A 21909-nucleotide genomic window follows, 5' to 3' on the forward strand; every position below is an offset into this window, starting at 1 on the left:
GCGCCCGAGCCTGCAGATTTCCTTCGATGGCCTCAGCGCGTGATGCCGTGCGCACGCAGCACGTCGGAGATATCGAAACGCCAGATGTTGCGGGAACCGTTCAAGGGACTTTCCAGCGTCTTCATCATCGACGCGTAGTCGTCGCGCGGCTTGGGGAACTTCACGTCCGCGCCGCGCTGACTTGCTACGTACAACTCTCCGAACGCGCGGCCCAATACGGGCGCATTCTCGAGCGCCGGGCTGTTGACGCCGCCGCCGAGATGCTCGGGTTTGCTCCAACGTCCATCCTTGTCGCGGAACGCGATATAGATATCCGCGCTGCCGAGCGAGTCGCCTTCGTTGCCGGCATAGACGAGGAAGCGCTGCTCCGGATCGATGCCCGGATCCATGCGGTTGTGCGTGACGTCGCCCAGGTCGACACGCTCCGGGTTGCTGTAGCCGGCACCGTTCCGGTGCGCGACATATATCTGGTAAGCGCTGCCGGAATCGTCTCGGTGCGCGGAAAAATACAGATCGCCGTTGTTTGCGATCGAGGGGTTGTACAGCATCGCGCCGCGATTGAGTTCGCCATCGACATGCAGCGGTGCGCTCCAGCGACCATCGCGCCCGCGCTCGACGTACCAAAGGTTCGTGCCAGGAAAATGCTGGCCGTTCATCTCGGCGGTGACCGGTGCACCGCCGGGCGCCGGCGGGCGATTCGAGACGAAGTACAGGCGCTTGCCGTCCGGAGACAGGGCAGGTTCGGAGTCATGCCACTCCCCCGAGAACGGAGCGACGACCGGCGTGCTCCAGGCATGGCCGCTGCGATGCGATTCGAGGATCGTCGTGTTCGCTTCCGCGAAATCCGAACGCATGAAATACACCGTGTCGCCATCCGGTGTGAACGTCGCCGATGTTTCCTGCAGGGCCGAAGAGATCACTCCCGGCGCAAACAATTCACCCTTCGCGGAATCGGCATGGACCGGCAGCGAAGGGATGACGAGCAAACAACACAATACAGCGGCGGACAAGACACGGTAGGCGGGCATGCGTGGCTCCAGTGAGCGAATGGGGACAACCGGCGAGGCGCGCAGGCTAGCAACGCGCATGCGCACACACCCGTGCCATTCGTCTGGCGGACCCATCAGGACATGTCGATGTCACCGAGCGCGCGGATCAGGCGACGTGCGCGCTTGTCCGGTTTCGTCGACGGCTTGGCATAGCCGGCCCCGGTCAGCCGGCGCTGCTCGGCCGCCGCTTCGCGCGTGGTACGACCGGCTTCGGTTTCCCGATAAAGACGCTGCGCGACGCTGGCCGGACCGCGCGTTTCGCTGAGCGCAACAACGTCGATCTCGAAGCGATCCTCGCCACGCGCGACCTTGACACGGTCGCCGACGTGGACCGGCCGGGCCGGCTTGGCGGCGCCTGCGGCGAGTTCGACCTTGCCGCCCTCGATCGCCTGCTTGGCCAGCGCGCGCGTCTTGAAGAAGCGCGCAGCCCACAGCCAGATATCCAGGCGGACGCCGGCGTGACCACCGGTATCGGCAGGCGCGTGGCTCACCACTTTCTTCATTGCGCGGAGCCCGCTCCACCCAGCCATTTCAGGCCCACGACGCCGGCCAGGATCAATGCGATGCAGGCCAGCCTCGCGAGGTCACGCGATTCGCCGAAAAGAATCATGCCGAGGATCACCGTGCCGACAGCACCGATGCCGGTCCAGACCGCGTACGCGGTGCCGAGCGGAATCGCACGCATCGCCAGCGCGAGAAAATAGAAACTCACGATCATGCCGGCCACGGTTGCGACGGTCGGCAGTGGGCGCGAGAAGCCTTCGGTGTACTTGAGGCCGACCGCCCAGCCGATTTCGGAAAGGCCGGCAATCAGCAGATAGAGCCAAGACAGGTTCGCATTGGACATCGTGCATGGGCTCCGATGACGGATCGTCCGCCGTGTTCCGGGGTGGCGAGCGTAGCGCGCACGATGTGCGGAGTCGAAGCGGCACGGTGGCGAGGTTTCAAACGGATCCTCGGCCGGGCGTCGCGTTCCGGCACCGACACGTTCGTCGGCGTGAACGAGCGCCGAACCTGAACGGTTGCCGCGATCGATGCGCCTGCCCGCGTCGATCAGGCGGTTTCGTGTATGATGCGCCGCGTTCGTAGCGTCGCTGCGCGATTTTCCCTTTGGGATGTGATCCGACAGGTGGCTTCCCGGCCACGGTCCACTTCCCGCACCGCTCGGCTTTCGTCGCTCCTGAACCGGAATCCTGCGCCACGATGGCGCGCGATCCGCCACCTTTCGCACCTGCAGCGCGGTTTCTTGGGAACGCTCCGGGTTCGCCCCCGATCCTCGCCGGTCGGGACTTCCGCGCATGACACGCGCCGGTTTCCGATCCTCTCCGATCGCGAACCGCGCGTCGATGCGCGGGCCAGTCAACTTGGAGTTTTCCATCATGTCGTTTGAATCCCTCGGGCTTGCGCCCGCATTGCTGCGCGCACTCACCGAACAGGGCTACACCGAACCCACGCCGATCCAGGCCCAGGCCATTCCTGCAGCGCTGGAAGGCAAGGATCTGCTCGCCGGCGCGCAGACCGGCACCGGCAAGACCGCCGCGTTCTCGCTGCCGCTGCTCGACCACATCTACGTTTCCAACCGCAAGCCGGCGCAGCCGAAGGCGCCGCGCGCGCTGGTGCTGACGCCGACCCGCGAACTCGCCGCACAGGTGCACGAAAGCGTGCGCGGCTACGGCAAGCACCTCGGCGTGCGTGCGACCACCGTGTTCGGTGGCGTCGGCATGCAGCCGCAGGTCGATGCGCTGCGCCGTGGCGTCGAGATCCTGGTCGCAACGCCGGGCCGCCTGATCGACCACATCGAGCGCCGCAGCGTGAACCTGTCGAACATCGAGGTGCTGATCCTCGACGAGGCCGACCGCATGCTCGACATGGGCTTCCTGCCCGCGATCAAGCGCATCCTCGGTCACCTGCCGAAGCAGAACCGCAAGACGTGGCTGTTCTCGGCGACGTTCGCGCCGGAGATCAAGGCCCTCGCCGCGCAGTTCATGCGCGATCCGGTCGAGATCCAGGTCGCCAAGCCGAACAGCGTCGCGGCCACGGTCACACATCGCGTGCATCCGGTCGATGGCGCGAAGAAGCGCGACCTGCTGCTGCACCTGCTCCACAACGATGCGCGCCAGACGCTGGTATTCGGTCGCACCAAGCACGGCGCGGACAAACTCGCGCAGGTGCTCGAGAAATCCGGCCTGCGCGCCGCGGCGATCCACGGCAACAAGAGCCAGGCGCAGCGTACGCGCGCGCTCAAGGACTTCAAGAGCGGCAAGGTGGCCGTGCTGGTCGCGACCGATATCGCCGCGCGCGGCCTCGACATCGACCAGTTGCCGATGGTGATCAATTTCGATCTGCCGATGGTCGCCGAGGACTACGTGCACCGCATCGGCCGCACGGGCCGCGCCGGCGCCGAGGGCCTCGCGATCTCGCTGGTCTCGCGAGATGAGGAAGGCCTGCTGCGCGACATCCGCCGCCTGCTCAAACAGGACATCGCGATCGAGCCGATCGCCGGCTTCGAACCTTCGCAGCCGCTGCGTCTCGACGGCACCTCGCGCCCGGCGCAGACCCAGCGCCAGCGTCCGCCGCAGAGCCATGCGCGCCGTCCGCACCCGGCGAACAACACGGACGCGCGTCCGGGCGCGCGCAAGAAGACCCCGCACCGCGGCGGCGGCCAGCGCTACTCGCGCCCGGCCTGACGCAACACCATCGCGATGCGGCAGATGCCGCATCGCGGTCTGCTTCACAGAACTTTACCTGCGCGACAAAGCCGGCCAACGCAAGGCCGGCAGAGTCCTCGTCCGGGCACCCCGCCCATAACGAGGACCGTCGCATGAAAACCCACCCCGAAGCTCCCTCTACCACGCAGCAGGGCAAACTCCGCTTCGCGCGGCGCACCGCGACCTACGCACTGCTCGCCTGCATCGCGATCGGCGGAACCGTCGCTGCGGTTGCCAACAACCTGGACGCATCCGGCTTCCATCACGGCGCGATGACTGCGCAGGACATGAGCGGTCATGTCGACCAGATGCTGCAGCACCTCTATGCCGAAACCGCTGTGAGCGACGCGCAGAAGGCGCAGATCGAACCGCTGGTCAAGCAGGCAGTCACCGATCTCGCACCCCTGCATGCCCAGTGTCACGCCGCGCACGCGACGCTGCTCGCGCTGTTCAGCGCCGACACGATCGATCGCGCAGCGATCGAAAGCGCACGCAGCGAGCAGATGCATCTGTTCGACCAGGCTTCGCAGCGCATCGCACAACTGGTCGAAGACGTTTCCGACGTACTGACGCCTGCACAGCGCATGACACTGGCCACGCAGCTCGCGCAGCATCTCGCGGCGCACGGGTGAATCGCCCGGCTCGCCAGCGGTGTGAACGCGGGCTAGGGATGCTCTGATCTGTTCCGCACAGGCGGCATGATGTCCAGAAGGTTCGCAGAGTGGGTGGGGTGCGTGGCGCCGCCCAGGCTGGCTGCCTTGGCCAGCCGCGCGCGCCACTCTGCGGGCCTTCTGGACATCACCCCATCATTTGCGATCATTCGTTGGGGCCGGCCTTTCTGCCCGCATCTCGTCGTTGCGCCGGCTCGACAGACCGCCCGTCTGCCTTCGCCGACGCGCCTCGATCTGCGGGCAGAAAGGCCGGTGACGCCTGTGTGGAATAGATCAGAGCATCCCTAGAGTTCGCACCGCCATGACCGAGCGCATCCTGATCGTCGAAGACGACTCGCGCCTGGCCGAGATGCTTGAAGAATATCTCGGTCAGGCGGGATTCCGCGTAAACCGCGCCGCATTCGGCGCAGCCGCGCTGGAGCAGCTGGCATCGAGCGTGTTCGATGCGGTCGTGCTCGACCTGACGCTGCCGGATATGGACGGCCTTGATCTTTGCCGCCAGCTGCGTGCGAAGTCGGCCGTACCCGTGTTGATGCTGACCGCACGGGGTGCGGCCACCGACCGCATCATCGGCCTCGAACTGGGCGCGGATGACTATCTGCCCAAGCCCTTCGAGCCCCGCGAGTTGCTGGCGCGCCTGCGCGCGATCTGGCGCCGGAGCAGTGCTCGCACACCTGCCGATCGGCCGTTGCGTTTCGGCCGGCTCGAGATCGATCGCGCAGGCCATGCGCTGCGCCTCGATGGAGACCTGCGCAGCGTCACCAGCTACCAGTTCTCGCTGCTGGTCGCACTGGCGGAGAATGCCGGCCGCGTACTGTCGCGCGAGGCGCTGATGGATCTGGTCAAGGGCGAGCAGCTGGAAATGTTCGATCGCTCGATCGACGTACACATCTCGCGCATCCGCGCCGCGATCGAGGATGATCCGAAGGCGCCGCGCCGGATCATCACCGTACGCGGTGCCGGTTATGTGTTCGCGCGGGCACAGGATTGATCGTGTCGCGCCTGTATCTACGCTTTTATCTCGCGCTGCTGGGCAGCCTGCTGGTATTCGCGCTGGCAGCCGGTTGCATCTGGCACCTGTTCATCGCACCTGCCCCGCCCGCGAGCGGCCCGCTGGGCCGGCTGCTGCAGAACGCGCTGCCGGCTGCCGACACGCCACCCGCCGAACAGCAGGCGGCGCTTCAACGACTCGTCGCTGGTCTCGGCGCCGATGTCACGCTGATCGCCGATGACGCGACACCGCTTGCCAGGGTCGGCAAGCCGTTGCCGATACCGCGCCGCGAGCAGGCACATTCGGCAGCGACGCCCTTGCACGCAGGCGCGGTCTGGACGATCCAGCTGCCGGATGGACGCCGCCTGCTTGCAAGCACCGCGATCATCGGTGGTCATCAGGACATGTTGCTGCTGATCCTGCTCGTACTCGCGCTGGCGGTGGGCATTGCCGCGCTTCCGGTCGTGCGCCGCCTGGCCACGCGGCTCGAACGTCTGCAGGCCGGAGTCGAATCGCTGGGTGCGGGCGACTTGTCGACCCGCGTCGCCGTCGAGGGCAACGACGAAGTCGCGCGCCTCGCGGAGAGCTTCAACCGTGCCGCGGAACGCATCGATGAACTGGTCGGCGCGCACAAGCAACTGCTTGCCAATGCGTCCCACGAACTGCGTACGCCGCTGACGCGCATCCGCCTCGCGCTCGAGCTGATGAAGGGCGCGGCCGATCCGGTACGCAAGCGCGGCCTGAACCAGGACATCGAGGAACTCGACCGGCTGATTGACGAGATCCTGCTCGCGAGCCGCCTCGACGCGGTCAGCGAAACGGGCGCCAGCGAGGAGGTCGATCTGCTCGCCCTCGCGGCCGAGGAATGCTCGCGCTACGAAGAAGCAGAACTCGATGGAACACCCGCCGTGCTGCGCGGCGATGCACGACTGCTGCGCAGGCTGCTGAGGAATCTGCTCGAGAACGCACGTCGCCACGGCCTCCCGCCGACACACGTGACCGTGGGGCGGAGCGTGCACGGAGTCACGATCACGGTCAGCGATCGCGGCCCGGCCATTCCCGTGGGCGAGTGCGAGCCGTTGTTCGCACCTTTTCATCGCCGCGCACAAGCCGGGGATTCCAGCGGAACCGGTCTAGGACTCTCGCTGGTGCGCCAGATCGCCCGGCGTCACGGCGGCGACGCACAGTGCGAGCCGACGCCGGATGGTCACATGCGATTCGTCGTCACGCTCGCTGACTCCCACTGAGCATTCGGCACGGGCGCCATGACGAGCTGAGCGTCGACTCAACTCTTGCCCGGAGGCTGCTGCTCATCGGAGTTCTCGCCGTGCCAGAACCGGCGATGGAACGCGCCTTCGATGCCGCCACCGAACATCAGCACGAGTACGCCGAGCACCAGTGCGACTGCCACCGGCAGATAGAAGCCGGCACCACAGGCGACGCCGAGCAAGGCGGTCAACCAGATCGTTGCCGCGGTCGTGAGTCCGCTGACATGTTGCGTGCCGGGGTCGCGCAGGATCACTCCGGCGCCGAGGAATCCGATGCCGGTCAGCACGCCCTGGATCACACGGCTGAGCGCATCGTAGTGAGTGCCGTCGAGCGTGCCCGGTGGGATTACCACGATCACCATCAGCGCGGTTCCGAGGCTGACCAGCGCATGCGTGCGCACGCCCGCGGGCTTGTGATGCAGGTCGCGGTTCAAGCCGATCAGGCCGCCGACCAGGACGGACAGCGCGAGGCGGGTTCCGATCGCCAGCATTTCATCAGTCAGCACACTCATCTCCGCAACTGCTTGGCGCGATCTTGCGCAAGTTCGCGGAGCACGGCAACTGCTTCCGGTCCCCTCCTGCGCTGCTGAAACAGGCTAGGTACTTTCGAGACGGCGCAAGGCGCTCTGCAGCTCTCGACGGAGGCCTTGGGGGTCGCAGCGGCCCAGGCTCACCCGCGGCGTCGCGTGCCAGTCAGCACAGTGCCGGATCGCCTCCACGATGGCTTCAGCTACAGCGGGCGTCGGCGCGATGCCTTCTTCCAGAAACAACGCCTTCACTTCGAACACGCCATCCACACGATGCGCTTTCGCATCGAGCCGCCCGATCAGGCGACCCCGATGCAGAATCGGCAGCACGTAGTAGCCGTACCTGCGTTTCGGTGCCGGCGCATAGCACTCGATGCGGTAGTCGAAATCGAGCATCGTCGCGGCGCGCTCGCGATCCCAGACGACCGGATCGAACGGCGACAGCAGCACGGTATGCGTCGCACGCAGACGATTCTCCGCTGCCTTGGCCAGCACGTCGCGATTGTCCCGATGTACATAGCCCGGCGCGCGCCAACCATCGACCACCACGCGCAGCAGTTCACCGTCGTCGACGAGCGCGTCGAGATCGGCATCCTTGAGCTTGCGGCCCGAGCGGAAGTAGTCGTTGATCCAGCGCGCCTGGGTGATGCCGAGCGCGCGCACTGCGCCGACGACGAATTCATGGCGCATCGCGGCTTCGGAGAGCGAGTCCGCTCGAACCACCGTTCCGCGCGCTGTCGCGTTCGCGATCACACGCTCGGTGACATCGTAGACGCGATGGAAATTCTCGCGCCGCGCGATCATCAGCTCACCGAGCGCGAACAGGGCCTCCAGCCAGCGCTTTTCCGCTTTCCAACCCCACCATCCGCCTCCGGTGATGCCGTCGCTGCGCTCGAAGTCGGACGCCTTGACCGCGCCACCCTCGCGGATCCGCTCCAGAAGCGCATCCATGCTCGCCGCATGGTCGCGCCGCACGCGCTGCGCGTGCTTCATCGCCCAGTGGCCATCGCGGCCCAGCAGATGCTGCCGGTGCAATGCGTAGTCGCCGAATGGTGCAAAGCAGGCCTCGTGCGCCCAGCTCTCGAAGATCGCGCCCTCGGCAAGCAGTTCGACCAGCCATTGCGGCTCGTAGGCGCCGAGCCGCGAGAACAACACGAGGTACGGGCTGCGCGCGACGACGTGGATCGTGTCGATCTGCAGCACGCGCATGCGCTCGATCGCCGCAAGCACGTCGGCCTTGCGCGCGCGCCGGCGCGGACGCACGAGCAGGCCCTGGGCGGCGAGATGCAGGTTGCGCGCCTGCTGGGGGGCGAGTCGAATCGGCGACGTCATGGCCGTACCGCTTCGGCCCTCCCCTTCAAGCCTGTCCTGAGCCAGGTCGAAGGAAGGAGGGCTGGGCGGGGATGGTGTCGTATGACCAACGACCACGTAAGCGACCGATCAGCGCCGTGGCGCAAGGATCGCGTTGAGCCGATCCGGCGTGCCCACAATGCGTTCGAGATGCGGATACTTGAGCCCGCCGTGGTAGTCCACGCGCACCGTCTTGTACTCGTCCCCATTCTTGACCAGCAGTTCGACCGGCGCACCAGGGCCCTTCGCAGCGGTGATCGCATCCTTGAGGCGCTCGGGCTTGAATTCGCGGCCGTTCACCGCGACCAGCGTGCTGGTCGGCGCCAGGCCGGCCTTGAACGCGGGGCCATCCCAGCGCACATCGGCGACCTTGCCGTCCTTGCTGCTGACGACGAGCCCGAGTGACGCCGAGTAGTCGAGCGTCTTGCGGTTCGCTTCGGCGGTCTTCTGGAACGCGCCTGGCTCGTCCGTGTAGACCAGTTTCCAACCACTCGCGGCGAGGCCGTCCAGCGGCGGCGCGTGCGCATCGACGCGTTCATGCAGGAACTTCGCCCAGTCGTAGGGCGCCACGCCGTTCAGCGTGCCTGCGACATCGTCGAAGGCATAGGTCTTGACCACGTAGCTGCCGTCATCGACGCCGAAGAACGCGCGCGCGAAGTCGTCGAGTGAGCGCTTGTCGTGCGTGAGTTCGCGCAGCTTCGCATCAACCGCCAGCCAGATCAGCTGACCGGCGCTGTAGTAGTCCTCGCTCATCTGGTAGTTGCGATACGGCAGCGGACGACGCTGTGCGACGATCGGATCGTTGGTCGTGTCCTGCACATCGCGCCAGGCGAAGCCAGGCCGGTTGTCGGCATAGGTCGCCGCGACCAGTGCGATCGCGTCGCGCGCCTGTTCGGCGCTCCACAGGCCCGAACGTGCGGCGAGCACGAAACCCCAGTACTGGGTCTGGCCCTCGTAGACCCAGAGCAGACTGCCCTGCATCGGCACGTTGAAGTTCGGCGTCGTGAGGTCGGCGCCGCGGCGGAACTTGCCGTTCCACGAATGCGTGTATTCGTGCGCGAGCAGGTCGCGGCCCGGCGCCTGCTTGTCCCAATCGGTGAAGTAGCCGGGATCGGCGCTGTTCTCGCTGGAGCGGTGGTGCTCGAGGCCGATGCCGCCGAGTTGGTCGGTCAATGCGAGCAGGAAATCGTAGTGATCGTAGTGCTGGGAGCCGTACAGCTTGCGCGCCTGCGCGACGAGATCCTGGTGCGCCTTGAGCTGCGCCGGCTTGATGTCCAGGCTCTTCGCATCGTCGGCGACGATGTTGAGATGCACCGGCACCTTGCCATCAGCGAGTTCGACACGCTTGAAATGACGGCCCGCGAACAACGGTGAATCAACCAGCGTGCTGAACGCGACCGGCTTGAACTTCACCGCGCCATCCGTGCCGATCGCATTGGGCGACTCCCCGGCAGCGACCTCGAGCGCGCCGCCGAATTGCCAGCCCTGCGGCAATCGCGCGCTCGCCGCGATCGTGATGCCGTGCGCGTAGTAGCCCGCCGGATACAGCGCGACCGTATTCCATTGCAGGTTCAGCATGTCCGGCGTCATCACCACGCGACCCTGGCTGGAATCCTGCGGCGACAGGAACTCGAAATCGATCGAGAGCTTCGACACGCCCTGCGGCACATCGATATGGAACGCATGGACCTCGACCGGATCGCGCTTCCACGCGATCGGCTGGCCGTTGCCGCTGATCGCGAGCCCGGCCAGTTTGTCGAGCGGTCCGCGTGGCGCATGGTTGCCCGGCAACCATTGCGGATAGAGCAGCGTGAGCGGACCGGCCGCGACCGGAATCTCCTCGTGCACGCGGAAGATGCGGTGGTCGAGATCGGTCGCGTCCACGGCGAGCCGTATCGTGCCGGGGTACGCGACATCCGCGGGCGCAGGGACATCCGCGTGCGCGACCGGGACAGGTCCGATCGCGACAACCATGCCGAGACCGGCCGTCGCATACACGCAGCGCACCGCTACCATCGTCTTCCACTTCATCAGGACCTCCGACGTGTTCGTATGCGGCCGCGCGACCGCGCCGCCAATCGGTCATTGTTGCATCCGGAACCGGCACGGAAATATGCCATTCGGCCCACTTGCCGGCCGCGTCACTCGTTTGCATTCCGCGACCCGCCGCACAACACGCCGGCGCGACGGATAGCCTAGAATCGCCCGTTGCTGTACCTCAGGACTGCCGATGCTCTACTACTTGCACGAAGTCAACCGCACCCTGCTCAACCCATGGGTGACCTGGTCCGGCGCCGCTGCGCACGCATTGTCCGCGCCGGACAGCTGGCTCTCGCGCATGCCGGGCGTCGACCGCGTCGCCGCCGGCTACGAGCTCTTCTACCGGCTCGGCAAAGACTACGAGAAACCCACGTTCGGCATCACCGCGGTGCACGCGCACGGTCGCGAGGCCGCGGTGATCGAGGAGCGCACGCTCGAACTGCCTTTCTGCAACCTGCTGCATTTCAAGCGTTACAGCGACGATCAGGATGCGCTGAAGCAGTTGCGCAGCGATCCGGTCGTGCTGGTCGTCGCACCGCTGTCCGGCCACCACGCGACGCTGCTGCGCGACACCGTGCGCACGCTGCTGCGCGACCACGACGTCTACATCACCGACTGGATCGACGCGCGCATGGTGCCGCTCGACAAGGGTCCGTTCGGCCTCGACGACTACATCGCCTATGTGCGCCGCTTCATCGGCCATCTCGATGCCGGCAAGCTGCACGTGATGTCCGTCTGCCAGCCGACCGTGCCGGTGCTCGCGGCCGTCTCGCTGATGGCATCGGCCGGCGAGCCGACGCCGCTGACCTTGACGATGATGGGCGGCCCGATCGATCCGCGCCGCTGCCCGACCAAGGTCAACGACCTGGCGACGACCAAGCCGTATTCGTGGTTCGAGACCAACGTCGTGTTCGACGTGCCGCCGAACTATCCGGGCAAGGGTCGCCGCGTCTATCCGGGCTTCCTGCAGCACGCAGGCTTCGTCGCGATGAATCCGAGCCGGCATTTCACCGCGCACTGGGATTTCTACCAGGACCTGCTGCGCGGCGACCTCGACGATGCCGCCGCGCATCGCCGCTTCTACGACGAGTACAACGCGGTGCTCGACCTGCCGGCCGAATACTATCTCGACACGATCCGCGTCGTGTTCCAGGACCACCTGCTGCCGCTCGGTCGATGGACCGTGGATGGCGAGCGCGTCGCACCGGAGGCGATCAAGCGCTCCGCGCTGCTGACCATCGAGGGCGAGCTCGACGACATCTCCGGGCTCGGCCAGACCCAGGCAGCCCACGATTTGTGCACCGGTATTCCGGCCGCGAAGCACGCGCATCTGGAAGTGAAAGGCGCCGGCCACTACGGCATCTTCAGCGGCCGCCGCTGGCGCGACGTCGTCTATCCCGACGTGCGCGATTTCATCCGGCGCTTTCATAAGGCGTGAGCAAGCTTCCATCGTTCGTCGTCCCGGCGAAGCGCTTCTTTACAACCGGTCAAGCCTGAATCCATTTCAGTTTTGCGCTCAACAAAGGACTAGATCATGAGCGCGCGCTCTGATCGAGGCGACTTCGAAAACGCCTACCTAAGCGTCATTCGGGCGCTACGCGTCTTGGCGGCTTCTCCAGAGGAAGCCTGTGAATTGCAGGGTCACTACAATGTCGCGTACGAAGTAAAACTTGAAGCAGAAGCAGCACCGTACATTTTTGATCTGCCCGCGTGCACGCTGACAAATGAGCATAAGCAAGCTTTGCTTGGCATTGTGGCGGCGCTGCAATCAATTCCGCAAGAAGTACTGGCTTTCACAAGCATCAAGGAGGAGAGCCTGGAGAAGATGAAGCATTCGAGCTGGAAGGTTCCGCGCGGAATGGCGCGTCTTCTTGTCGATGCACTGAAACCAACAACAGACATTAATAGTTGGTATTTTGAGCAAGACCGAAGCAAATGGTAGTTGCACTTTCACCAACGCGAGCAGCGCCCCAATGATGGATTCGGCACGACGGATACATTTCATGAAGAAGTGGACTCCTGTTCTCGGCACAGCCTTCCTTGTGATTGCGTTCGCTGATGTGAACGCCCAAGCGCCGCCGAAGGCGCCGACGATGCAGCAGGTCTTGGACGCATCGAAGCCTTCCGACTGGCGCGCGACCGATCCGGACAACACGCTGTACGTAGACCTGCCGGCTGGCCGCGTTGTCATCGAACTCGCGCCCGCGTTTGCGCCGCTGCATGCGGCGAACATCAAGACGATGGTGCGCGAGCACTATTTCGACGGCCTCGCGATCCTGCGTGTGCAGGACAACTTCGTCACGCAATGGGGTGATCCGGATACGGACCAGCCGGACAAGGCGCGTCCGCTTGGCAAAGCGAGCAAGACACTGGCGGCCGAGTTCGAGCGCGCGATCACGAAGGACCTGCCGTTCACGCGCCTGCCCGACGGCGACGTCTACGCTTCCGAAGTCGGCTTCACGAACGGCATGCCGGCCGCGCGCGACCCGAAGACCGGCAAGACCTGGCTGGCGCACTGCTATGGCATGTTCGGCGTCGGCCGCGACAATGGCGCGGAGACCGGGAGCGGCGCGGAACTCTACGTGGTGATCGGCCACGCGCCGCGCCAACTCGACCGCAATATCGCGGTGGTCGGCCGCGTCGTGCGGGGCATGGAACTGCTCTCCGCGCTGCCGCGCGGAACCGGCGCGCTCGGTTTCTACGAGAAGCCCGAACAGCGCCTGGCGATCAAGTCCGTGCGCCTCGCCGCCGAGGTGCCGGCCGCGGAACGCACGCCGCTGGAGATCTTGCGCACCGATACGCCGACATTCATGGCGCTGGTCGAATCTCGGCGCAATCGCAGCGATGACTGGTACAAGGTGCCGGCCGGCAGGATCGACCTCTGCAACGTACCAATCCCGGTGCGTGCGCCGCGTGAACAATCGACGCGCTGACACCCCGCTTTGCAGGAGCGGCTTCAGCCGCGATGCTTCCCGTAGCGCGGCGAACACCATCCCCACCTGACCCTCCCTCCTTCGGCCTGGCTCAGGACAGGCTTGAAGGGGAGGGCTTGAAGAGCATCGCGGCTGAAGCCGCTCCTACGATGCTTGAACGCAGGCGGCGAACGCGCTTAAAGCTGCGCGGTATTGAACGTGTCGCAGCTCTTCAGATCGCCCGACGCGAATCCTGCCTTGAACCAGCGCACGCGCTCGGCCGAGCTGCCGTGCGTGAACGAGTCGGGCACGACGTAGCCGCGGGCCTGCTTCTGCAACGCGTCGTCGCCGATCTGGTTCGCCGCGTTCAACGCAGCCTCGATATCGCCGGCTTCGAGCCAGTTGAGCTGCTGCTGCGCATGGTTGGCCCAGACCCCCGCAAAGCAGTCCGCCTGCAATTCCTGTCGTACTGACAAACCGTTCGCGCCCTGCATCGGCGTGCCACGGCGCGCCGCTTGATCGACCTGGTCCATGATGCCGAACAGGTTCTGCACGTGATGGCCGACTTCGTGCGCGATCACGTACGCGCGCGCGAAGTCGCCGGCCGCATGGAAACGCGTCTGCATTTCCTGGAAGAAATCGAGGTCGAGATAGACCTGGCGGTCGCCGGGACAATAGAACGGACCCATCGCCGCCGAGGCCTGCCCGCAGGCCGATTGCACGCCGCCGTGGAACAGCACCAGCCGCGGCGCCGGATACTGCTTGTTGCTGGCCTGGAACATCTGGCCCCAGACGTCCTCGGTGCTGCCGAGTATCTTCTTGACGAACTCGGTCTGCGTGTCATTGCCCGCTGGCGCCATCTGCTGTTGCGCCGGTTGTCCGCCGGTGTCGCCGGACATGTTGCCGAGCAGCTGCAGGATGTCACCCGGATTCTTGCCGAACAGCAGGCCGACGATCACGACGATGATGATGCCGCCGAGGCCAAGTCCACGTCCGCCACCGAACGAAGGACCGCCACCGCCGCCACCGCTGTCGTCCTCGACCACGTTGTCGCTGGACCGTCCCTTCTGCCAGAGCATAGGTTTCTCCGCCGTTCCGTTTCGGACATCCGAACGGCGTGGACACTACTCTGCCGCCCGCGAGACCCGCAAGCGGCGCCGCGCACCCTGAGTGGTGCGCGGCGGCCTTCGTTCAGAATTGTTTACATACCCGTTCGATGCGTGCGGCCACCGCTAGTCGGCGAGCAGGCCGATCGCCTTGCAGGCGTAGGCCATCAGCACCGGATCGATGCCGGTCTGGGTGCGCATCGTGTCCGGGTTGTCCTTGAACATCGTGTTCAACGAGCGCTGGACGCCGGCGTCCCCGCCGGTGAATTCGCGCACGAGTCCGCGCCATCGCCTCGCCAACGCCTGCACTTCAGCCGCGGCCGGATCCTTGCCGAGATCCATCGCCGCGCGCATGCCGGCGATCACGTCCGGCCACGCTTGTTCGACTTCGCGGATATGTTGTGGTCCGAGCGCTTCGCCGCGCTGCTTGATCGATTGCATCTGTTCGGGGGAGAAATACTTTTCCATGATCGTGCTGGCCTCGATGCTGTTGAGCAGGGTTTCGGCATCGATCGTCTCGCCAGTGGCCGCCTGTTGCGCGACGCGCTCCAGGCGGATCAACAGGTCCTGCTGGCGGACGACCGCGGCACGCAACCGGTCGACCTGACGCGCGAGTGCTTCGGCGAGCGAAGGCGTATCGGCGTCGAGGCAGGCGCGGATTTCGGGAAGCGAAAATCCGAGCGCCCTCAGCGAAGCGATGTGCTGCAGGCGCAGCAGCTCGCGTTCACCGTACAGGCGATAGCCGGCGTCGCTGCGCGCTGCGGGGCGAAGCAGCCCCTTGGCCTCGTAGTGGTGCAGCGTACGCACGGTCAGGCCGGTGCGGCGGGCGATCTGGCTTACGGTATGCAGGGTCATCGTTCTGCTTCTGGTTGCGTGCGGCGCCATGCTGCAGCCTGACGTTGCGTGAGGGTCAAGCACTGGGGGAATGGATCACACCGCGACGGCGCGGCACGTGCAAGCGATCGGTGGCCGTACCGGTCAATGGCGCGACGCAAACAGCTCAATGGAGGATGACCGATGACCCGCACGATGCCTTCGATGTCCGGTGCTCGCCGTCGCGCTCGCGATCATCGCCAGCCGCAAGCGATAATCCACGATCCGCGCAGCGGATTTCGTACGAAGTGATCGCTTCGCGGGCGAGCGGGCACCGCTACATTGCATGCGGCAGGCCGCTCCGGCTTGCTATGCTGGCGTGATGAGCATTTCCTCCGCCGCCACGCGAATGGCGCAACGTTTCCGTGGCTTCCTGCCGGTGATCGTCGATGTCGAGACCGGCGGTTTCGACTGCGAGCGCCACGCGCTGCTCGAGATCGCGGCCTGCATCGTGCGCATGGACGAGGATGGTTTCGTGTTTCCCGAGCCCGTCGTCTCGACCCATGTCGAGGCGTTCGCCGGATCCGAACTCGATCCGCGCTCGCTTGAGATCACCGGCATCGACCCGGGCCATCCGTTCCGTGGCGCGCTGCCGGAACGCGAAGCGCTCGAGGTGATCTTCAAGCCGGTGCGCGCGGCGCTGCGCGCGAACGAGTGCCAGCGCGCGATCCTGGTCGGCCACAACGCCGCGTTCGATCTCGGCTTCCTGAACGCCGCGATCCGTCGCACCGCGCACAAGCGCAGTCCGTTTCATCCGTTCAGCTGCTTCGACACGGTCACGCTCGGCGGCCTCGCCTTCGGGCAGACCGTACTCAGCCGCGCAGTCGAGGCATCCGGGCGCGTGTGGGACGCTCGCGAGGCGCACTCGGCGGTCTACGACACCGAGCGCACCGCGGAGCTGTTCTGCGACATCGTCAATCGCTGGAAACGGATGAGCGATATCACGGCCGGGGCGATGTCGCCGGTGGTGTGAGATCCGCCCGGCTGCGGTATGAGCTTGATAGTCCGTCGGCGCAGGCGCATCTTCCTGTCATGCCGATCTACGAATATGCCCCGACTGATCCGCCCGGCTGCGCAGCCTGCTGCTATGGTTTCGAGGTGCTGCAGCGCCTGTCCGATCCTGCGCTGATCCACTGCCCCGCCTGCGGCGGCAAGGTGCACCGCGTGCTCGGCGCACCGCAGGTCGTCGCCGGGCAGGCGCACGTGCTGCGCGAGAAGCATGTCGCGAAGCATGGCTTCACCCAGTACCGCCGCGTCGGCAAGGGCAAGTACGAGAAGACCGCTGGCAAGGGGCCGGACACGATCAGCGGGGACTGACGGACGCCGGCTGTCGTCATATTGAAGTACGCGAACCGAACGGCATATCCATTTGATTTACAAGCACCTGCGGTGTCGGCGCGGCGCATCGGCCATCGCGCTGTAACTTCTCCGCAACAAATTACTCATCGTTCTGCAATCTCGCGGGCCTACAAAGCACACAGGCGGCTTAACGCCGCGTTCGCTTTCCCACCGTTTTGAGGAGTCCCCCGTGCTCACCTCGATCAAGACCCGCTTCATCGCCGTCGGTCTAGCGACCGTCATCGGCGCCGCCTCGGCGCAGGCCGCCGACATCACCGGCGCTGGCGCCACCTTCATCTATCCGATCCTGTCGAAGTGGTCGGACAGCTACAACAACGCGACCGGCAACAAGATCAACTACCAGTCGATCGGTTCCGGCGGCGGCATCGCGCAGATCAAGGCCGGCACGGTGATCTTCGGCTCGTCGGACAAGCCGCTCTCTCCGGCCGAGCTGCACGATGCGGGTCTCGCGCAGTTCCCGTCCGTGATCGGCGGCGTGGTGCCGGTGGTCAACATCGAGGGTGTCGAGGCCGGCAAGATCCATTTCACCGGTCCGCTGCTCGCCGACATCTACCAGGGCAAGATCACCAAGTGGAACGACCCGGCGATCGCGCAGGTCAATCCGGACCTGAAGCTGGCCGACGCGAACATCACGGTCGTGCATCGCTCGGACGGTTCGGGCACCACGTTCAACTTCGTCAACTACCTCTCCAAGGTGTCGCCGGAGTGGAAGTCGAAGATCGGTGAAGGCACCTCGGTGTCGTGGCCGGTCGGCGTCGGCGGCAAGGGCAACGAGGGCGTCGCCGCGTACGTCAAGCAGATCAAGGGCTCGATCGGCTATGTCGAACTCGCCTACGCGCTGCAGAACAAGATGACCTACGCCGCTGTGCAGAACTCGGCCGGCCAGTTCGTGCAGCCGAGCCTGTCCAGCTTCCAGGCCGCCGCCGCCAGCGCGGACTGGAAGAACGCGAAGGATTTCCACCTCGTGATCACCAACGCGCCGGGCGAGAACTCCTGGCCGATCACCGCGACGAACTTCATCCTCGTCTACAAGCAGCCGAAGAACACCGCCGGCACCAAGGCCGCGCTCGATTTCTTCAAGTGGGCCTACGAGAACGGCGGCAAGCAGGCCGAGGAACTCGATTACGTGCCGCTGCCGAAGGGGCTGACCGACCAGATCGAAAGCTACTGGCAGGCCGAGATCAAGCTCTGACCACGATTCAAGCTTTGGCCACGTCCCGTTCGCCCTGAAGTACCGGAGGGCGAACGGAAACATGGATGCAAGCCGTTCGGGCCTCGATTTCCGCTGGCAACCCTGTCCAGGGTTCGCCAAAGGATCAGCCCGGGCGGCTTCCCACTTTCCGGATTCGCGATTCCCATGTCCGCCAACAGCGCAATCACCACGACGATGACCACCGCGGTCATCGACGCTGACCGCCGCAACACCCGCGACGCACGTGCCGATGGCCTGTTCCGCTGGATCGTCGCCGCGGCCGGTCTGTTCGTGCTGGTCGCGCTGGGCGGCGCCGCGCTGTCGATGCTGTGGGGCGGACGCGAGGCCTTCTCCACGTTCGGTTTCGGCTTTCTGTTCTCGACCGACTGGGACGCGGTCAACCACAAGTTCGGCGCGCTGGTTCCGATCTACGGAACCCTGGTCACTGCACTGATCGCAATGGTCATCGCGATCCCGGTCAGCTTCGGCATCGCGCTGTTCCTGACCGAGGTCGCGCCGAACTGGCTGCGCGGTCCGGTCGCCGCCGCGATCGAGCTGCTGGCCGGCATTCCCTCGATCATCTACGGCATGTGGGGCCTGTTCGTGTTCGTGCCGATCATGGGCGAATATGTGACGCCCTGGCTCAACGATCATCTCGGCCACTGGCCCTTGCTCGGCGCGCTGTTCACCGGTCCGCCGCTTGGCATCGGCATGCTGACCGCCGGCATCGTGCTGGCGATCATGGTCATCCCGTTCATCTCCTCGGTCATGCGCGAGGTGTTCCTGACCGTGCCGACGCGGCTGAAGGAATCGGCCTATGCGCTCGGCTCGACCACCTGGGAGGTCGTCTGGGATGTCGTGCTGCCGTACACGCGCTCGGCGGTGATCGGCGGCATCTTCCTCGGTCTCGGCCGCGCGCTCGGCGAAACGATGGCCGTGACCTTCGTGCTCGGCAATGCGCACCAGCTGACCGCGTCGCTGCTGATGCCAGGCAATTCGATCGCGGCGACGATCGCCAACGAATTCACCGAAGCCGATTCCGACATCTACCGCTCGTCGCTGATCGCGCTCGGTTTCCTGCTGTTCGTGGTGACCTTCATCGTGCTGGCTGCAGCCAAGCTGATGCTGCGGCGGCTGACCCGGCAGGAGGGCACGACATGAGCAAGGTCGCGGATCGGCTCTACCTCAAGCGCAGCCTGCTGAACGGCTTCAACATGGCGGTGTCCGGGCTGTGCGCGGCATTCGGCTTGTTCTGGCTGGTCTGGATCCTGTGGACCACGCTGCGCAACGGCCTGGCCGCGATGAAACTCGGCCTGTTCACGCAGATGACGCCGCCACCAGGTTCCGACGGTGGCCTCGCCAACGCGTTGTTCGGCAGCCTCGTCATGAGTGTCGTCGCGATACTGATCGGCACGCCGATCGGCATCGCCGCCGGCACCTACCTCGCCGAGTTCGCACGCAAGAGCGCGCTCGGTGAAGCGATCCGCTTCGTCAACGACATCCTGCTGTCGGCGCCGTCGATCGTGCTCGGCCTGTTCGTCTACACATTGGTCGTGAGTCAGGTCGGGCATTTCTCCGGCTGGGCCGGGGCGCTGTCGCTGGCGCTGATCGTGCTGCCGGTGGTCGTGCGCACGACCGACGAGATGCTGCAGCTGGTGCCGAGCCAGATGCGCGAGGCGGCGCTGTCGCTCGGCGTGCCGCAATGGAAGGTCACCCTGCAGGTGCTGTACCGCTCGGCCCTGCCCGGCATCGTCACCGGCATCCTGCTGGCGCTCGCGCGGATCAGCGGCGAGACGGCACCGCTGCTGTTCACCGCGCTCAACAACCAGTACTGGACGCACGACCTGTCGCAGCCGATGGCGAGCGTGCCGGTGGTGGTCTTCCAGTACGCGATGAGCCCCTACGATTCCTGGCATGCGCTGGCCTGGGCCGGCGCGTTCGTGGTCACGATCTTCGTGCTGATCCTCAGCGTCCTCTCCCGCGCGATCCTGCTGCGCAACAAGGCAAGCCATGACTGACGCCCAATTCGCCCTTGCCACGCCGGCTGCATCCGCGGCCGCGACCGCACTGCCGGTCACGGCCGAACGGCCGAAGATGGCCGCGCGCAATCTCGATTTCTTCTACAACGGTTTCCAGGCGCTCAAGGACGTCCACCTCGACATCGCCGAGAAGCGCGTCACCGCGTTGATCGGGCCGTCCGGTTGCGGCAAGTCCACGCTGCTGCGCGTGTTCAATCGCATCTACTCGATCTACCCGAAACTTGAGGCGAAGGGTGAGGTGCTGCTCGATGGCGAGAACATCCTCGATCCGAAGTTTCCGCTGAACCGGCTGCGCTCGAAGGTCGGCATGGTGTTCCAGAAGCCGGTGCCGTTCCCGATGTCGATCTACGACAACATCGCCTACGGCATCCGCCACTACGAGAAGCTGCCGAAGAGCGAGATGGATTCGCGCGTCGAACAGGCCCTGGTGCAGGGCGCGCTCTGGGGCGAGGTCAAGGACAAGTTGAAGCAGAGCGCACTCAGCCTCTCCGGAGGCCAGCAGCAGCGCCTGTGCATCGCGCGCGCGGTCGCGCTGAAGCCCGAGGTGATCCTGCTCGACGAACCGACCTCGGCGCTCGATCCGATCGCGACCGGCAAGATCGAGCAGCTGATCTCCGAGCTCAAGGAACAGTTCACGATCGCGATCGTGACCCACAACATGCAGCAGGCAGCGCGCTGCTCGGATTTCACCGCGTTCATGTACCTCGGCGAACTGGTCGAGTTCGGCAACACGGAATTGCTGTTCACCAAGCCGGTGAAGAAGCAGACTGAGGACTACATCACCGGTCGGTTCGGATAACGCAATGCCCCTCTCCCGTCGGGAGAGGGCCTGTCCTGAGCCTGTCGAAGGAAGGGCGAGGGTTCGGCGACATCGAACGCCGCACTCCGCCCGAACCCTCACCCGCCCCTTCGGGGCACCCTCTCCCGGCGGGAGAGGGAAAAGCACGAGACACACGCCCATGAATTCGACACCACAAACCGGCGACCACATCGTCAAGGGCTACGACCAGGAGCTGAAGCGCCTGACCGGCGAGATCCAGCGCATGGGCCAGCTCGCACTGAGCCAGCTCGAAGCCGCGATCGACGTGGTGATGGAGCGCGACAGCGACGCCGCGATGAAGGTCGTGCACGATGACTCCGCGATCGACGCGCTCGAACACGAAGTCAGCCAGGATGTCGTGCGCCTGCTCGCGCTGCGCCAGCCGATGGCGCGCGACCTGCGCGAAATCCTCGCGGCGCTGCGCATCGCGGCCGACATCGAGCGCATCGGCGACTATGCCGCGAACGTCGCCAAGCGATCGATCGTGCTCAACCAATCCGCACCGGTGCAACTCGCCAATGCCCTGCCGCGCCTCGCGCGCCTGGCCGAGGGGCTGGTGCAGGAAGTGCTGGTGGCCTATCGGGACAACGACGCCGACCGTGCGCTCGATGCGTGGGCCCGTGACGAAGAGCTCGACGAGCAGTACACCGGCCTGTTCCGCGAACTGCTCACCTACATGATGGAAGATCCGCGCAACATCACGCCGTGCACGCACTTGTTGTTCATCGCGAAGAACATCGAGCGCATCGGCGACCACGCCACCAACATCGCCGAGTACGTGTACTTCCTCGTGCACGGAACGCAGATCACCCAGACGCGTCGCAAAGGCGACGCAACGTCGGGTCTCGCGATCGACGGGCCGCGCTGAGAAGGACCGACGCTATTCCGTAGGAGCGGCTTCAGCCGCGGTGCGGTTCATGCGCTGACGCCATCCCCCAACCCTCCCCCTTTGGAGAGGGCAACGCATCGCAGCTGAAGCCGCTCCTGCCGACCGTGCACGACGG

General features: G+C 65.5%; 22 protein-coding genes. 14 read left to right on the forward strand and 8 right to left on the reverse strand.

All coding sequences use genetic code 11. From position 1 onward, the window contains the following. Positions 1 to 32: 32 nt before the first annotated feature. The 3 genes from ABD002_RS14980 to sugE all read right to left on the reverse strand — a co-directional run bounded on the left by ABD002_RS14980 (position 33) and on the right by sugE (position 1881). Entirely contained in the window at positions 33 to 1028 is a 996-nt protein-coding gene (locus ABD002_RS14980; protein WP_343792492.1) for a TolB family protein, read from the reverse strand. Positions 1029 to 1123: 95 nt separating this feature from the next. After that, a complete protein-coding gene (locus ABD002_RS14985) occupies positions 1124 to 1552 on the reverse strand; it encodes an RNA-binding S4 domain-containing protein (protein WP_343792494.1) in 429 nt (142 codons plus the stop codon). After that, on the reverse strand, positions 1549 to 1881 hold the full coding sequence (gene sugE, locus ABD002_RS14990) for a quaternary ammonium compound efflux SMR transporter SugE (protein WP_343793282.1): 333 nt from the start codon (positions 1879 to 1881) through the stop codon (positions 1549 to 1551). Before sugE ends, ABD002_RS14985 begins: the two co-directional genes overlap by 4 nt. 547 nt (positions 1882 to 2428) lie before the next feature. On the opposite strand from sugE, the gene ABD002_RS14995 reads away from it, so the two are divergent. The 4 genes from ABD002_RS14995 (at position 2429) to ABD002_RS15010 (ending at position 6666) form a co-directional block, all read left to right on the forward strand. After that, entirely contained in the window at positions 2429 to 3736 is a 1308-nt protein-coding gene (locus ABD002_RS14995; RefSeq protein WP_343792496.1) for a DEAD/DEAH box helicase, read from the forward strand. Between the two features lie 134 nt (positions 3737 to 3870). Then, on the forward strand, positions 3871 to 4389 hold the full coding sequence (locus ABD002_RS15000) for a Spy/CpxP family protein refolding chaperone (RefSeq protein ID WP_343792498.1): 519 nt from the start codon (positions 3871 to 3873) through the stop codon (positions 4387 to 4389). A 340-nt stretch (positions 4390 to 4729) separates the two neighbouring features. Continuing rightward, positions 4730 to 5419 carry a response regulator gene (locus ABD002_RS15005; RefSeq protein WP_343792500.1) on the forward strand — a complete coding sequence of 230 codons (690 nt, stop codon included), beginning with the start codon at positions 4730 to 4732 and terminating at the stop codon, positions 5417 to 5419. 2 nt (positions 5420 to 5421) lie between these two features. Next, the gene (locus ABD002_RS15010; protein WP_343792502.1) at positions 5422 to 6666 is read left to right on the forward strand and encodes a sensor histidine kinase; all 1245 of its coding nucleotides are present in this window, start codon (positions 5422 to 5424) and stop codon (positions 6664 to 6666) included. A gap of 38 nt (positions 6667 to 6704) precedes the next feature. Here ABD002_RS15010 and ABD002_RS15015 read toward each other — a convergent pair whose 3' ends face one another. The 3 genes from ABD002_RS15015 to ABD002_RS15025 all read right to left on the reverse strand — a co-directional run bounded on the left by ABD002_RS15015 (position 6705) and on the right by ABD002_RS15025 (position 10595). Further along, positions 6705 to 7199, reverse strand: a complete 495-nt coding sequence (locus ABD002_RS15015) for an MgtC/SapB family protein (RefSeq protein ID WP_343792504.1) — start codon at positions 7197 to 7199, stop codon at positions 6705 to 6707. Between the two features lie 84 nt (positions 7200 to 7283). Then, positions 7284 to 8546 carry a winged helix-turn-helix domain-containing protein gene (locus ABD002_RS15020; RefSeq protein WP_343792506.1) on the reverse strand — a complete coding sequence of 421 codons (1263 nt, stop codon included), beginning with the start codon at positions 8544 to 8546 and terminating at the stop codon, positions 7284 to 7286. A gap of 108 nt (positions 8547 to 8654) precedes the next feature. Beyond that, a complete protein-coding gene (locus ABD002_RS15025) occupies positions 8655 to 10595 on the reverse strand; it encodes a M61 family metallopeptidase (RefSeq protein ID WP_379988530.1) in 1941 nt (646 codons plus the stop codon). Positions 10596 to 10794: 199 nt separating this feature from the next. Between ABD002_RS15025 and ABD002_RS15030 the strand changes: the two genes are divergently transcribed. The 3 genes from ABD002_RS15030 (at position 10795) to ABD002_RS15040 (ending at position 13537) form a co-directional block, all read left to right on the forward strand. Then, entirely contained in the window at positions 10795 to 12042 is a 1248-nt protein-coding gene (locus ABD002_RS15030) for a polyhydroxyalkanoate depolymerase (RefSeq protein WP_343792508.1), read from the forward strand. Positions 12043 to 12138: 96 nt separating this feature from the next. Beyond that, positions 12139 to 12546, forward strand: a complete 408-nt coding sequence (locus ABD002_RS15035; RefSeq protein ID WP_343792510.1) for a hypothetical protein — start codon at positions 12139 to 12141, stop codon at positions 12544 to 12546. Between the two features lie 61 nt (positions 12547 to 12607). After that, positions 12608 to 13537: a peptidylprolyl isomerase gene (locus tag ABD002_RS15040; protein ID WP_379988527.1), complete on the forward strand. Its 930-nt coding sequence runs from the start codon at positions 12608 to 12610 to the stop codon at positions 13535 to 13537. A 176-nt stretch (positions 13538 to 13713) separates the two neighbouring features. On the opposite strand, the gene ypfJ is transcribed toward ABD002_RS15040, so the two are convergent. Next, the gene (gene ypfJ, locus ABD002_RS15045) at positions 13714 to 14595 is read right to left on the reverse strand and encodes a KPN_02809 family neutral zinc metallopeptidase (protein WP_343792512.1); all 882 of its coding nucleotides are present in this window, start codon (positions 14593 to 14595) and stop codon (positions 13714 to 13716) included. Between the two features lie 153 nt (positions 14596 to 14748). Continuing rightward, positions 14749 to 15477: a MerR family transcriptional regulator gene (locus tag ABD002_RS15050; RefSeq protein ID WP_343792514.1), complete on the reverse strand. Its 729-nt coding sequence runs from the start codon at positions 15475 to 15477 to the stop codon at positions 14749 to 14751. Between the two features lie 340 nt (positions 15478 to 15817). On the opposite strand from ABD002_RS15050, the gene rnt reads away from it, so the two are divergent. The 7 genes from rnt to phoU all read left to right on the forward strand — a co-directional run bounded on the left by rnt (position 15818) and on the right by phoU (position 21773). Continuing rightward, positions 15818 to 16468, forward strand: a complete 651-nt coding sequence (rnt, locus tag ABD002_RS15055) for a ribonuclease T (protein ID WP_343792516.1) — start codon at positions 15818 to 15820, stop codon at positions 16466 to 16468. 59 nt (positions 16469 to 16527) lie between these two features. Continuing rightward, positions 16528 to 16812: an FmdB family zinc ribbon protein gene (locus ABD002_RS15060; protein WP_343792518.1), complete on the forward strand. Its 285-nt coding sequence runs from the start codon at positions 16528 to 16530 to the stop codon at positions 16810 to 16812. A 238-nt stretch (positions 16813 to 17050) separates the two neighbouring features. Then, positions 17051 to 18046 (forward strand): phosphate ABC transporter substrate-binding protein PstS, encoded by a 996-nt coding sequence (pstS, locus tag ABD002_RS15065; RefSeq protein WP_379988618.1) that lies wholly within the window; start codon positions 17051 to 17053, stop codon positions 18044 to 18046. 195 nt (positions 18047 to 18241) lie between these two features. Further along, positions 18242 to 19207, forward strand: coding sequence for a phosphate ABC transporter permease subunit PstC (gene pstC, locus ABD002_RS15070; protein WP_343793290.1), 966 nt, complete (start codon positions 18242 to 18244; stop codon positions 19205 to 19207). Next, complete coding sequence (gene pstA, locus ABD002_RS15075; protein ID WP_343792520.1) at positions 19204 to 20064, forward strand: phosphate ABC transporter permease PstA; 861 nt, start codon at positions 19204 to 19206, stop codon at positions 20062 to 20064. Before pstC ends, pstA begins: the two co-directional genes overlap by 4 nt. Then, entirely contained in the window at positions 20057 to 20884 is an 828-nt protein-coding gene (pstB, locus tag ABD002_RS15080) for a phosphate ABC transporter ATP-binding protein PstB (protein WP_343792522.1), read from the forward strand. The genes pstA and pstB overlap by 8 nt, the downstream gene beginning before the upstream one ends. A 160-nt stretch (positions 20885 to 21044) precedes the next feature. Then, positions 21045 to 21773: a phosphate signaling complex protein PhoU gene (phoU, locus tag ABD002_RS15085; RefSeq protein ID WP_343792524.1), complete on the forward strand. Its 729-nt coding sequence runs from the start codon at positions 21045 to 21047 to the stop codon at positions 21771 to 21773. Positions 21774 to 21909: the final 136 nt, after the last annotated feature.

The sequence above is a fragment of the Dokdonella soli genome (genome assembly GCF_039523175.1).
Lineage (GTDB): Bacteria > Pseudomonadota > Gammaproteobacteria > Xanthomonadales > Rhodanobacteraceae > Dokdonella_A > Dokdonella_A soli.

Excerpts from the sequence above, each read along its gene's own strand:
- ABD002_RS15060 (WP_343792518.1), top strand. The coding sequence starts at position 16,528 with ATGCCGATCTACGAATATGCCCCGACTGATCCGCCCGGCTGCGCAGCC.
- pstC (WP_343793290.1), top strand. The coding sequence starts at position 18,242 with ATGACCACCGCGGTCATCGACGCTGACCGCCGCAACACCCGCGACGCA.
- ABD002_RS14985 (WP_343792494.1), bottom strand. The coding sequence starts at position 1,552 with ATGAAGAAAGTGGTGAGCCACGCGCCTGCCGATACCGGTGGTCACGCC.
- ABD002_RS15025 (WP_379988530.1), bottom strand. The coding sequence starts at position 10,595 with ATGAAGTGGAAGACGATGGTAGCGGTGCGCTGCGTGTATGCGACGGCC.
- ABD002_RS14980 (WP_343792492.1), bottom strand. The coding sequence starts at position 1,028 with ATGCCCGCCTACCGTGTCTTGTCCGCCGCTGTATTGTGTTGTTTGCTC.
- ABD002_RS15020 (WP_343792506.1), bottom strand. The coding sequence starts at position 8,546 with ATGACGTCGCCGATTCGACTCGCCCCCCAGCAGGCGCGCAACCTGCAT.
- ABD002_RS15040 (WP_379988527.1), top strand. The coding sequence starts at position 12,608 with ATGAAGAAGTGGACTCCTGTTCTCGGCACAGCCTTCCTTGTGATTGCG.
- pstA (WP_343792520.1), top strand. The coding sequence starts at position 19,204 with ATGAGCAAGGTCGCGGATCGGCTCTACCTCAAGCGCAGCCTGCTGAAC.
- ABD002_RS15050 (WP_343792514.1), bottom strand. The coding sequence starts at position 15,477 with ATGACCCTGCATACCGTAAGCCAGATCGCCCGCCGCACCGGCCTGACC.
- rnt (WP_343792516.1), top strand. The coding sequence starts at position 15,818 with ATGAGCATTTCCTCCGCCGCCACGCGAATGGCGCAACGTTTCCGTGGC.
- ABD002_RS15030 (WP_343792508.1), top strand. The coding sequence starts at position 10,795 with ATGCTCTACTACTTGCACGAAGTCAACCGCACCCTGCTCAACCCATGG.
- ABD002_RS14995 (WP_343792496.1), top strand. The coding sequence starts at position 2,429 with ATGTCGTTTGAATCCCTCGGGCTTGCGCCCGCATTGCTGCGCGCACTC.
- pstB (WP_343792522.1), top strand. The coding sequence starts at position 20,057 with ATGACTGACGCCCAATTCGCCCTTGCCACGCCGGCTGCATCCGCGGCC.
- ABD002_RS15015 (WP_343792504.1), bottom strand. The coding sequence starts at position 7,199 with ATGAGTGTGCTGACTGATGAAATGCTGGCGATCGGAACCCGCCTCGCG.
- phoU (WP_343792524.1), top strand. The coding sequence starts at position 21,045 with ATGAATTCGACACCACAAACCGGCGACCACATCGTCAAGGGCTACGAC.
- ABD002_RS15035 (WP_343792510.1), top strand. The coding sequence starts at position 12,139 with ATGAGCGCGCGCTCTGATCGAGGCGACTTCGAAAACGCCTACCTAAGC.
- ABD002_RS15005 (WP_343792500.1), top strand. The coding sequence starts at position 4,730 with ATGACCGAGCGCATCCTGATCGTCGAAGACGACTCGCGCCTGGCCGAG.
- ABD002_RS15000 (WP_343792498.1), top strand. The coding sequence starts at position 3,871 with ATGAAAACCCACCCCGAAGCTCCCTCTACCACGCAGCAGGGCAAACTC.
- ypfJ (WP_343792512.1), bottom strand. The coding sequence starts at position 14,595 with ATGCTCTGGCAGAAGGGACGGTCCAGCGACAACGTGGTCGAGGACGAC.